Raw genomic sequence first — 12073 nt, 5'->3', positions numbered from 1 at the left:
CATCATGAACATGGACTGTGAATACCCGCTGGATGAAAAAACCGTGTTGCTGGACCGTAACGGCCACGGCCCGGCACAGCGCCCGGTAACGGACTTCCCGTCGCCACCGCGTTTTGAGCAGTTGGAGGACCGCATGGTCTATGCCGCCGCTGTGCAGGGCGCGCAACGTTTCAACGTGGGCCTTAACCCGCTGGTGGCAGCTGCCTGGGAACTGCTGTCCGAGGTGCTTGAACTCAAACTCAGCAGCGGCCGGGAAAACCTGCAGACGCTCAATGACCGCCTGGCCGCAAGCCTCACACGCTTCGAAGCCCGCGCCCAGCATGAAGGCATGGAAAGCGCTCAGGTGATTGCTGCTCGTTATGTGCTGTGCAGCGTTGTTGATGAGGCGGTGGTCACCACGGCGTGGGGGAGTCGCAGCGACTGGTCGAAGATCAGTCTGCTGAGTCGTTTTCACAACGAAACCTTTGGCGGCGAAAAGTTTTTCCAGCTGTTGGAGCGACTGTCTCGCGACCCCGTAAAGCACCTGGCCATGCTGGAGCTGATGTACCTGTGCCTGTCGATGGGTTTCGAAGGCAAGTACAGGGTCATGGAGCGCGGTGTGACCCAGCTTGAGGGCGTCCGTGATGCCTTGTATCGCCAGATCAGACACGTGCGTGGCGATCCGGTGTCGGTGTCTGCATGTGCCTTGCGACCGGAGCCGGCACGCCACAAGCGATTGCGCACGCTCTCTGCAAGCGGGTGTGTGGCGTTGGGCTTGATCGCTTTGCTGACGATGTATTCGGCCGCTGCCTGGGTATTGGGGCAGGAGCGAGCCCAAGCGCTGCAACCCTTTCAACCTTCGGCGCCGGAACTGACTCTGACGCCCTTGTAACGCTGGGAACATTGAATGAACGCATTCTTCAAGGGCGTGTGCACCCTGCTGCGCATTGTTTGGGTATGGAGCTTGTTGCTGGTGCTTTCCAGCGCCTGCCTGGTGTGGTTTTTCGGGCCTGCGCTGGCGGTGGATGACCACCGGTTCTGGCAGGGTGCCACGGCTCGGCTCGTGACTATCAGCGCGCTGTTTCTGCTCTGGGGGCTGGCGATGGTCATTACGGGCGCACGCCACAGCGTGCGGTCTCCAGCCGACGAAAGCCGTGCCGACCGTCAACATCCGGGGCTGGTAGAGGACGAGCGCAAACAGGTGCGCAGCCGTTTCAAGCACGCGCTGCACACCTTGAAAACATCTCGCCAATATTTGGGGCGCAGCGTGCGCTCACGCAATGAACTGCCCTGGTACTTGTTGATCGGACAGCGCGGCAGTGGCAAGAGCGCTTTGCTGGCGGCGAATGGCTTGCAGCGTCCGCCGGATCAACTTCAATCAGCATCACCCGGGGCCAGCGCCTACTGTGATTGGTTCTTCGCCGATCAGGGCGTGCTGATGGAGAGTGCCGGGCGCTACCTGGACCAACCTGACCGCGAGGTCGATGCTGCTGGTTGGTCGACATTGCTCGGCCTGCTCAAGTCCAGGCGCCGGGTACGTCCACTCAATGGCCTGGTGGTGACGTTGTCGGTGGACACCCTGCTGGGCAGCAATGAGCATGATCTGGAGCGTCATGCACGGCATGTGCATTCCCGGTTGCAAGATATCCAGCAGTCGCTGCATATCGATATTCCGGTGTATCTGGTGCTGACCCACGTTGACCACATCCCAGGCTTTAGCGCGTTTTTTGATACGCCGCAGGACAGCACCGCAGAGGGCGTACTCGGTGAGCTGATCACTGGCAGCCACACGGGTGTGCCGATGGCGCAGGTACGCCAGGCGTTCGAGGCGCTGCTGCAGCGCCTGAGTGGTGAACTGGTGCAGCGCCTGCACCAGGAGCGCAGTGTCGAGCGCCGTGGCCAGATGCTGGATTTTGCGCCACAACTGGCACGCATCGGTGAGCGTTTATGCCTGTTTATCGAGGTGGCGTTCTGCGCCCATCGCAATCAGCGTATTCAGGGATTGCGAGGCTTCTATTTGACGAGTGCTGGGGAGCGGCACGAACGCTTTGCCCAAGGTTTGTTCAACCAAGTGGTTTTCGCCGAGGCCGATCTTGCGGGGCTGCACACCGAGGAGCACCGACGCATTCGTTGGCAGCAGGCGGCATGGGCGAGCGCCGTAGCGCTGGTCATCGGTGCGGCGGGCATGCTCTGGATGCACAGCTATTGGAGCAATCACCAGCGCCTGGAGCAGTTGGCGCAGTTAGGTCAAGTTAATGCGCAGGCTTCTGCCGATGCGGACCAGACGTTGGCATTACTGACGTTGCTGGACAACCGCCTGGCGGCCACTCGGGTGTTTCCGCCAGTGTCAGAGGCAGGCGTGCTGGAGAGGGCCGGGCTGTTTCAGGGGGAAGTGACTCGACCAGTGTTAGTCAGTGCTTACAACGACGCCCTGCAGCAAATGGTCGCCCAGGTCGCTTCGCTGCTCGAAGAACAGGTGCGGTCGAGCCTTGGGGATCGCGAACGGTTACTGGATAACCTGCGCGCCTACCTGATGCTCAATCTGCGCGAGCGACGTGATGCCGGGTGGCTGGCGGAGCGGGTGGCCACTCGGTGGTCAGAGCGCTTTGCCGGTGAGGCTGCGACGCAGGCGCGCCTGAGTGAGCACTTTGGCCGGCTGCTTGAACAACCCTTTGCTGTGCCACTCAATGATGAGCTGGTAGCCCAGGCGCGCCAGGTGCTGCGCGGAGAGTCGCTGGCAGACGTGGTGTATCGCGTGCTGCGCGAGCAATCGCACACGCTGGAACCCAGCCGCCTCACGGATGGCACCGTGTTCATGGCGCTGGATCAACCGATTGCCGGTTTTTACAGCAAGCGCTATGTGCAGTATTTCGACCAGCAAGGCCCGCGACTGGTTAACGCGATTGTCCTGGACAATTGGGTGCTGGGGCAGGCGACTGACCTTAGTGCGATGGAATTGCGCCGGTTGATAGTTGAACTGGAACAGCGCTATTTCAGTGAGTACGCCGATGCGTGGAGCCAGGCCCTGGGGCAGATCCGGTTACGCGAAACCGAAAACCTGCGCCAGGACGCGGAGCAACTGGCGAGCCTCACTTCGGCGCAATCACCGTTGCTGTTGTTGTTACAACAGGTGCGTGAAAATACCCGTTTGTTGACCACTGATGAGCCGCTGTCAGCGGTACTCCACGAGGCCGGTGACGTGGCTGCTATCGCTCAGTCAATGGCTACCCGAGTACGTGCAGGTGTTTTGCCCAGGCCCACAGGCGATGGCGCCGCAAGACGCGCGTTGCAACGTCGTTTTGAGCCCTTGCACCAACTGCTTGATGAGCAGCAAAACCCGGGTGAACAACTGACCCAGGCGTTGCGCCAGCTTGACGCTGTGCACCTGCAACTGATGGCGCTGAACCGCGAAGGAGCACCGGAGCAGGCGGCTTTCCAGATGGTGAAACGGCGTATGGAAGGGCAACAGCCTGGGCTGGGCCAGTTACGCGACAGTGCTGCACGTTTGCCGCTGCCGCTCAAAGGTTGGATGGAAAGCCTTGCCGACGACAGTTGGCGGCATTTGTTCGACGAGGCCTATACCCATGTCAACCAGCGCTATCAGAGCGAGGTGTACAGCCTGTACGCCAGGGCTATCCGCCAGCGTTACCCGTTCAATGCCCATGCCAGCAGCGACGTGGCCGTGGGCGACTTCGAGGAGTTTTTCAAACCCCAGGGCGTGTTGGCAAAGTTCCATGACAGTTACCTGCGCCCGTTTATCAGCGCCGACGGCGGGCGTTATCGCTTGCGCGGGCTGGAAGGCCAGAGCTTGCCGATGTCGCGCGCGATGCTGGAACAACTCGGCAAAGCGCAGACCATCCGCCGTGGTTTTTTCGCTGGCGACCAGGGCGAGCTGGCGGTTCGATTTACCTTGGCACCCTATAGCCTGGACCAAGCGGTCAGCCGCGCGGTGTTGAGCTTCGGCGGTCAGCAGTTGGAGTACCGTCATGGGCCGATTGTGCCTGTGGCGTTCCAGTGGCCCAGTGAGGTGGAAAATGGTCGTAGCAGCCTGGTATTGGAGCGCGGCGCAGAGCGACCGTTGGGCATCGAGAAGAACAGCGGGGCCTGGTCGTTGTTTCGCTTCTTTGAGTTGCTGCACAGCGAGCCTGCCAGCGGGCGCGATGCGCAGATACTCAAGTCCGACCTCGCCGGTTTGCGCGCCAATTACCTGTTGGTCAGCCAGCGCACACCCAGCCCGTTTCAGATGGACACATGGCGCACGTTCCGTTTGCCGGAGCAACTATGAACGGGCTGCAAGCACCCGCGGACAGCGCGGCACGCACCCAACGTGGCAAGGCCAGGCAGCGCAATGAAGATGCGTTCCTCGACTGCCCCCAGCAAGGTTGCTGGGCGGTTGCCGATGGTATGGGCGGCCACCGAGCCGGGCACAGGGCCAGCCAATCGGTGGTCGACAGCCTGGCCGCGTTGCCGGCCCAGGGTACGTTCGATCAGCGTGTCGATGCGGTGCAGCGATGCCTGCAACGGCTCAATCAGCGTTGGGGTGATCAAGCTTCACCGCCGGCCGTAGGCCGCGACGACAGGATGGGCAGTACCGTGGTGGTTCTGCTGCTGCAGGACCGTCGCGCAGCGTGTATATGGGCGGGCGACAGCCGCTGTTACCTGTGGCGAGGTGGGCGGTTGTATCAGCTCTCGCGCGATCACTCACTGCTGCGCCAATTGATGGATGAGCAGCGCTTGAGCCTGGCGCAGGCCCAGGCGCATCCCGACGCCAGGGCATTGACCCGCGCCGTCGGCGCCCGGCACCCGCTAAGACTCGAGGTGCTGGAGTTGGGCGCGCACCCAGGCGATGTGTTTGTGCTGTGCAGTGACGGCGTATACCAGGCGATGACGCACGCCGAGCTGGGCAGCGCCATGGACAGCGGTACGCCGCAACAGGTAGTGGCGCGGCTGTTCACGACGGCGTTGCGCGGGCCGGCGCGGGATGACCTGACTGCTGTGGTGGTGCGCGCATGACCACGGCACCTGGCATGCCCACCTTGCTGGCAGGGCGTTATCACCTTGAGCGCGTACTGGGTTCGGGCGGCATGGGCGTGGTCTACCGGGCGCGCGACCTGTTGCACGAACAGTTTGGCGAGCCGTGTTCCAGTGTGGCAATCAAGCTGCTCGGTGAGAATCTGCGGCTGGCGCCCGATGCCCATGTGTTGCTCTACAGCGAGTTTGCCCTGACCCGCAGCCTGCAGCATGAGCGCGTGGTACGCATGTTTACGTTCGAGGTGGATATCAGCAGCCAGATCGCGTTTTTCAGCATGGAGTTGATGCACGGTATGACCCTGGACCGGCTGCTGCTGGAGTGTCCCGATGGTTTGCCGTGGCGTGAGTTGCAGCCCCTGGCCGTGCAGTTGCTGGATGCCGTGGCGTATGTGCATCGTCAAGGTGTGCTGCATGGTGATGTAAAACCGGTGAATATCATGGTGGGTGAACAGGGCATTCGTTTGTTCGATTTTGGTCTCGGGCAGGCGACGGCGGATGCGATGACGGGACTGGCGAGTGTGTGTCGTGACCGATTCAATGCCTGGACACCGGCTTATGCGGCGCCGGAGTTGTTGGCGGGTGGTGCGCTGACGGCGAGTGCTGACCTGTATGCGGTGGCGTGTGTGATCTATGAGTTGGCCGATGGCAGGCGCTTGGGTGAGCGTGGCGCCACTGACCGACTGCAGCGTCCCCGGCGGTTGCCGGCCGGGTGCTGGCCGGCGTTGCGCCTGGCGTTGGCGATGGATCCTGAGCGTCGAACGATCAGCGTGGAGGCGTTGGGCGAGGTTATGGCGCGGTGTCGATGGCGCTGGTTCAGGTAGCTATGGGTGCGATTTGGCCTACGCTGTGCTGGCTACCCGGCCAAGTCATGCAGCCGGCAGTACTCCTCCCAGCCCAAACCCGCCATCTGCGCGACTTCCTTGTGCACTTCCAGGCGCTGAGACTCAAAAGCTTCGGCCGACTCGGCGGTCAACTTGAGCGTCAGCTCCCAGGCAAACAGATGCTGGCGCTCAGCCTCGGCCTCGAAAGCTTCATGCAAGCGCTCGGCGCGATACTGCGCCAGGGTTTCGCCTTTGGCTTGGGCGGCCAGAGGGTTGAGGGTGTCCAGTTGCGTAGCCACCTCCGGGTGTTCATTCAAGAAACGGTCCAGGGCGCGCTGGTGGTTATCACCGGGTTCTGACAAGGGCTAACTCCTGATTGGATGAAGTGAATACATGGGGCCACGCTTCAGGCTTTGCAATCAGCTAGCGGGTAATCGCCGCGCAGGCTGGCCCAGGCATCAAAAAAAACGGTTTGAGGGCATACCCGACGCCCCCGACACACTGCGCAAACTGAAAGTAATTCTGAATAATTAATCGTAGTGCGGCAAAAGCCTTTCGCAACCGGTAGGTGGCCGTGTAGCGTTACATGGGATTTTTGGGCACTGCCAAGCATGGGCAGAGAGCGATACGGGCAGAGGGACGGGGCATGGCGCAAACGCTGTTCAAACTTTTCCTCACCCAACGCCTGGCGGCCTTGGCCAGCACCGAGTCATTGCGTGCTATCCGCGAGGGCTTGCTGTGGATTCTGCCGTGCCTGCTGGTGTCAGCCGGTTTCCTGATTCTGTCCGAATGCGCCAAGGTGCTGGGCTTTGATCCGCAGGTAGTGGCCTTTCTGTCGGGCCTGCACAACCAGATCAGCTCGGTGATCCCGCTGCTGGTAGCGGCCTCCATTGGCTACATGCTTGCCATCCAGCACCGGCTGCCACAATTGCCAGTGGCCTTTTTGTGCCTGGCCCACGTGGTGGTCGCCACGTTTGTGTTGCGTGATTACCCGCGAGCATCGGCGACGTTTGTGTTGTTTATCGCCATCGCTTCTCCGTTGTTGAATGTGCCGGCGATCGCCTGGCTGCACCGTTTTCGCTGGACGCGCCTGGTTAACGAAGACCTGGTGGGCCACAACCTGCGCGGCACTATCAATATGGTGGTGCCGGGCGCCATTACCGCGTTGTTGCTGGTGTTGGTGTTGTCATTGCTGGTGCAGATTCCCTATGTGGCGCAGCTGCAGGGGCCGCAGGTACTGGATGCGCTGCAATCACCCTATGGCAGCGGGTTGTTTGTCACCCTGATGAACTCATTGCTGTGGTTTTTCGGCATTCACGGTGTGTACGCCATGCAGCCGCTGTTCGATGTACTGGACCAGGCCGTGGTGCTCAATGGCGCCGCACTCGCGGCGGGTGAACCGGTCAAGTACCTGCTCAACAGTGGCTTGCTCGGCTCTTTCGCGTTTATCGGTGGCTCGGGCGGGGCGCTGTGTTTGCTGCTGGCGATCCTGTTGTTTTCCAAAAGCCAATCCATGCGTTTGCTGGCGATGGCCAGTCTGCCGCTGTCGTTGTTCAATGTCAGCGAAGTGCTGTTGTTCGGCTTGCCGATCATCCTTAACCCACGCCTGTTTATCCCGTTTCTATTGGTGCCGGCGCTCAACACGCTGCTGGCCTTGACGGTGGTGCAGTTGGGCTGGGTGTCGCCGGCGGTGGCCAGCGTGCCATTTACCGCGCCCGTGCTGCTCAATGCCTACCTCAGCACCCACGGCGACGTGGCGGCGGTGGTGCTGCAAGTGCTGCTGTTGGGGCTGGGCACGCTGGTATATGCGCCGTATGTGCGCGCGATTCATCGCCAGTCCAGTGAGGGCGGCACGGTGTACCTCAAGTCGTTGGACATGACCTTTCGAGGCCTCGAAGAGAAAGGCCGCCTGCTGGAGTTGGACCCGGTGTTGGCGTCCCACAAGGCTGCCGCCCGGCAGGCTGTCGAACTGAGCCGTATCCAGCAGATCAGCGATTACGAGTTCTACCTGGAATTCCAGCCGCAAGTCTCGACCCGTACCGGCCTGTGCACCGGCTGTGAGGCGCTGATGCGCGCGCGGGACAGCCAGGGCACGGTGCATTCGCCCTGGGAGTTCCTGCAATGGCTGGCCCAGGCGCGGTTGATGCCGGACGTGGATGTGTGGGTGGCGTCCCAGGCGGTGCGCCAGTATCAGAAGTGGCAAAAGATCGGCTTTGCCTTGCCCATGACCATCAATATTTCCAGCGCCACGCTCACCCAGGCCGGCTATGGCGAGCGGCTGGTGGAGATTCTCGCGCAGGCCCGTGGGCAGGTCTCGGTGGAAATCACCGAAGACGCGTTGGTCGGTGATGTGCAGGCCACCCGCCAGACCATCCAGAGGCTCCAGGCGATCGGCGCCAAGGTGTATATCGATGACTTCGGCACCGGGTTTTCGGCCTTGAGTTATCTGCATCAATTTCCGGTGGACTTTATCAAGATCGACCGCAGTTTCGTGGTGGCCCAGCGCGACCCCAAAGGCGCCCAGGTGCTGACCGGCATGCTGCGTTTTTGTGAGGCGCTGAACCTGGGTGTGGTGGTCGAGGGCGTGGAGACCGCCGAGCAGTTGGCCTTTTTGAACACCGGCACCGAGCTGTTTATCCAGGGCTGGTATTTCAGTAAAGCACTGCCCGGCGAACTGCTGCCGGGCTTTGTCCGCAGGCGTGCGGCGGCTCAGGTTTAAGCGTGGGCGGAGGCGTATTCGCGCTGGGTCTGTTCGATCTCTTCGACCAGATCGTCGATACCCGCCAGGCGTGCGCGGTTGTCATGGTCCCAAGGGTGAAAGCCCGGTTTGAAGTAGTGCAGCCACGGCCGCGCCATGCGTGGGAACACGCCCTTGGGCCCGTACAGAAACTTGAGCATGCGCCAGAATCCCTTCAGGTGCCCACCGGCTTTGCGGTCGGCCAACAGCAGGCGCACGTGGAAATCAAACACCACCAGCCAGAACAACAGCGTGGTGGTCAACATGGTGCCGGTACGCAGTAGATAGCGCATCGGCCCAGGCTTGATCACCGTGTTCCATACATCAAAGGCCACGGCCTTGTGCTCGGTTTCTTCGAGGGCGTGCCAATACCACATCTGCTGGTAACCCTTGAGTGACTCGCCAAAACGCGACGGGTCGCTGAGCAGGATTTCCGCGAGCATCGCGGTGTAGTGTTCCAGGGCGATGGTCACCGCCAGGTTGAACGACGGCGGCAGGTGTTTCTTTTGCAGGTCGAGGAAGAACTTCAGGCGCTTGTCGAGGGTGTGCGCCGGCAGGCCGGCCGCTTGCAAGTGATCGTTGTAGGCCACGTGTTCGCGGCTGTGCATGGCCTCCTGGCCGATAAACCCCTGGATTTCTTTCTTCAACGCCGGGTCGTCGATGCGTTGGCGGTAGTGGCGCACGCTGTCCATGAAAAACAGCTCGCCCTGGGGAAACAGCAGCGACAGCGCATTGAAGAAGTGCGTGATGAAGGGGCCTTGTTCGTGCCAGTCCTTGATGCGCTCGGCAGGCAAGGCAAAACGGATGTCGCGACGGATCGGCAGCATAGTGCGTGCTCCTGTTCAGAGACGGGTTTCGTCGTTGGTTTCGAACACCGGCGTGCGTGGCTTGGGCGCCATGCGCTTGCTGGCGAACACCACAAGGGCTTGATAGGCCGCCGGCAGGCAACGGGCGAGCAGGTCGAGAAAATACGCATCGCGACCGATCAGCACGCGGCGCTTGTTCTTGCGCACGCCTTGCAGAATCACCTTGGCGGCCTGGTCGGCGTCGGTGATGAAGAGTTTTTCGAAGTCGGCGCGGGCCTGTTGCTCGCTGTGGATCAGAAAGCCGGTCATGTTTGCGTCGATACGGCTGCTGCGGCAGATATCGGTGCGAATGCCGCCGGGGTGTACGCAGGTGGCGGACACGCCGCAGCCTTGCAGGTCGAGTTCCTGGCGCAGGGATTCGGTAAAGCCGCGCACGGCAAACTTGGTCGCGTTGTAGCCGCTCATGCCCGGCTGGGCAAACAGGCCGAACACGCTGGAGGTGTTGACCACATGCCCGTCGCTGCTGGCTTTAAGATGCGGCAGAAACGCCTTGGTGCCATGCACCACACCCCAGAAGTTGATGCCGACGATCCACTCAAGGTCGGCATAGTCCACGCCCTCGACGGTACTCGATAAAGCCACGCCGGCATTGTTGAAGATCAGGTTGACCTGGCCATGCTCGGCCACGCAGCGTGCAGCCCAATCCTCCATGGCCTGGCGGTCGGCCACATCGACAACGTGGGTGGTGACCATGACCGGCGACAATGTTGACGTCTTGATCAGCGCCAATGTGTGTTCCAGGCCTTGGCTGTTTTTGTCCGAAAGCGCCAGGTGGCAGCCTTCGCGCGCCAATGCGAGTGCCAAGGCGCGGCCCATACCGGAGGCTGCGCCGGTGATTGCCGCCACGCGGCCATTGAATGACTTCATGACAGGCTGCCTTCTGCGGTGGGTTGCGGGGCCACAACCGTACGCGGCGCAGAGGCAGGCAACGGGTTGGCGAGGTAGTCCTTGAGCGCAAAGTGGCGGGTGACCTGTTTGAAACGCCAGGTCGAGCCGGGCCACAGCGTGGTGTTCTTGCCGGTGCGCGGGTCCAGGTACCAGCTCTGGCAGCCACCGGTGTTCCAGATGGTGCGCTTGAGCTTGTCCTGCAGTTGCTGGTTGTAGGCCTGCTCGACGGCGGGTTTGACCTCGACCGTGGCAATGTGCTGGCGCTGCATGTGCTTGAGCGCGTCCAGAATGTAGGTGACCTGGGCCTCGATCATCAGAATCATCGAGTTATGCCCCAGGCCCGTGTTAGGCCCGACAATCAGGAACAGGTTGGGATACCCCGGCACCGTCGTGCCTTTATAGGCGTGCGCGCCGTCGCGCCAGGCGTCCATCAGGTCGACACCGTCGCGGCCGATGATGCAGTCGCGGGGCAACGGGTCGGTGGCCTGGAAACCGGTGCCGAAAATCAGGCAATCGGCTGGGTGCTTGATGCCATCAGCCGTAATCACGCCGTCGGCTTCGATGCGCAGCACCGTGTCGGTGACCACCTCGACATTGCTGCGTGACAGCGCCGGGTAATAGTCATTGGAGATCAGCACGCGCTTGCAACCGATGGTGTAGTCGGGCGTCAGGGTTTTGCGCAGGGAAGGGCGCGCCACCTGTTTGCGCAAGTGGCGCAGGGCGATCTTCTGCACCATCTTCATCAACCGTGGGTGCAGGGCAAAGCCCACCACACGGCCTTCCAGCGCCCAGTAAAAGGCGCCGCGCACCAGGCGCTGGGTAAAGGGCAGGTGTGTGAAGGCCCAGCGCTCGAGCCTTGAAATCTCGCGATCGGGCTTGGGCATGATCCACGGTGGCGTGCGCTGGAACAGATCAAGGTGCGCCACCTGCGGGGCAATCTGCGGCACGAACTGGATGGCACTGGCGCCGGTGCCGATCACCGCCACGCGCTTGCCTTTCAACGAATAGTCGTGATCCCAGTGCTGGGAGTGGAAGCGTTTGCCCTTGAAGCTGTCCAGCCCTGGAATATCCGGCAACGCCGGACGCGACAGCCCGCCCATGCCCGACACCAGCACCCGCGCGCTGACCTGGCGGCCATCGCTGAAGCTCAGTTGCCAGCGTTGCTGCTGCTCATCAAACACCGCACGTTGCAGGCCCATGCCGAAGCGCAAATAGGGCGCCAGCCCGAACCGCTGCGCGCACTGCTCAAGGTAAGCGCGAATCTCCGCCTGCGGCGCGAATTGCCGCGTCCAGTTGGGGTTGGGCGCAAACGAAAACGAGTACACATGGGACTGCACGTCGCAGGCGCAGCCCGGGTAATGGTTGTCACGCCAGGTGCCGCCGAGGGTATCGGCCTGCTCGGCGATAAAGAAGTCGGTAAGCCCGGCTTCCTTGAGTTTGATTGCCATGCACAGGCCGGCAAAGCCTGAGCCGATGATGGCGATGTCGATTGAATCACTGTGGGCATTCATAGGCTGTCCTGCATGGGCATCAGATGTGCTCCTGTTTTTTGTTTTGTCTTTTAGATAGAACACCATTGCAAAGAAAAAATGAATTATTTATTTTAAAAAAGATTTTAAATAATCTACCTGAAAATATCGCCTACGCTAGGACCTTGTTCGCAATGTGTGGCTTGTCCGACAGACGCGCACGCTGTGCAGCAAGTCCAGGTCCAGGGTGTGGACGGTGGCTGAGGCCTTGACCAATACCGG

9 protein-coding genes are annotated in these 12073 nt (G+C 61.3%); 5 read left to right on the top strand and 4 right to left on the bottom strand.

The window, feature by feature from the left end:
* Positions 1 to 4 precede the first annotated feature (4 nt).
* Genes icmH through FFI16_RS13310 form a run of 4 tightly spaced genes read left to right on the top strand, consistent with a single transcriptional unit; the run spans position 5 to position 5831 of the window.
* Positions 5 to 871, top strand: a complete 867-nt coding sequence (gene icmH, locus FFI16_RS13325; RefSeq protein WP_178112675.1) for a type IVB secretion system protein IcmH/DotU — start codon at positions 5 to 7, stop codon at positions 869 to 871.
* Positions 872 to 886: 15 nt separating this feature from the next.
* Positions 887 to 4264: a type VI secretion system membrane subunit TssM gene (gene tssM, locus FFI16_RS13320; protein ID WP_138815915.1), complete on the top strand. Its 3378-nt coding sequence runs from the start codon at positions 887 to 889 to the stop codon at positions 4262 to 4264.
* Complete coding sequence (locus FFI16_RS13315) at positions 4261 to 4992, top strand: PP2C family serine/threonine-protein phosphatase (protein ID WP_138815916.1); 732 nt, start codon at positions 4261 to 4263, stop codon at positions 4990 to 4992. The genes tssM and FFI16_RS13315 overlap by 4 nt, the downstream gene beginning before the upstream one ends.
* Entirely contained in the window at positions 4989 to 5831 is an 843-nt protein-coding gene (locus FFI16_RS13310) for a serine/threonine-protein kinase (protein ID WP_138815917.1), read from the top strand. The genes FFI16_RS13315 and FFI16_RS13310 overlap by 4 nt, the downstream gene beginning before the upstream one ends.
* A 32-nt stretch (positions 5832 to 5863) precedes the next feature.
* Here FFI16_RS13310 and FFI16_RS13305 read toward each other — a convergent pair whose 3' ends face one another.
* Positions 5864 to 6193, bottom strand: coding sequence for a DUF6388 family protein (locus FFI16_RS13305; protein WP_138815918.1), 330 nt, complete (start codon positions 6191 to 6193; stop codon positions 5864 to 5866).
* A gap of 284 nt (positions 6194 to 6477) precedes the next feature.
* Here FFI16_RS13305 and FFI16_RS13300 point away from each other — a divergent pair, with 284 nt between their 5' ends.
* Positions 6478 to 8550 (top strand): EAL domain-containing protein, encoded by a 2073-nt coding sequence (locus FFI16_RS13300; protein WP_138815919.1) that lies wholly within the window; start codon positions 6478 to 6480, stop codon positions 8548 to 8550.
* Here the strand turns inward: FFI16_RS13300 and FFI16_RS13295 are convergent.
* From FFI16_RS13295 to FFI16_RS13285, 3 genes are read right to left on the bottom strand one after another with little or no spacing between them, the layout of a single operon-like run.
* Positions 8547 to 9395 (bottom strand): metal-dependent hydrolase, encoded by an 849-nt coding sequence (locus FFI16_RS13295; protein ID WP_138815920.1) that lies wholly within the window; start codon positions 9393 to 9395, stop codon positions 8547 to 8549. The two genes, FFI16_RS13300 and FFI16_RS13295, sit on opposite strands and share 4 nt — an antisense overlap.
* Positions 9396 to 9410: 15 nt before the next feature.
* Positions 9411 to 10301, bottom strand: a complete 891-nt coding sequence (locus tag FFI16_RS13290) for an SDR family oxidoreductase (protein ID WP_138815921.1) — start codon at positions 10299 to 10301, stop codon at positions 9411 to 9413.
* Entirely contained in the window at positions 10298 to 11833 is a 1536-nt protein-coding gene (locus tag FFI16_RS13285; protein ID WP_138815922.1) for an NAD(P)/FAD-dependent oxidoreductase, read from the bottom strand. The genes FFI16_RS13290 and FFI16_RS13285 overlap by 4 nt, the downstream gene beginning before the upstream one ends.
* Positions 11834 to 12073 lie beyond the last annotated feature (240 nt).

The sequence above is a fragment of the Pseudomonas sp. KBS0710 genome (assembly GCF_005938045.2).
Lineage (GTDB): Bacteria > Pseudomonadota > Gammaproteobacteria > Pseudomonadales > Pseudomonadaceae > Aquipseudomonas.
Note: the sequence above shows the minus strand (reverse complement) of the source record. Positions and strands in the feature narration are given on the sequence as shown.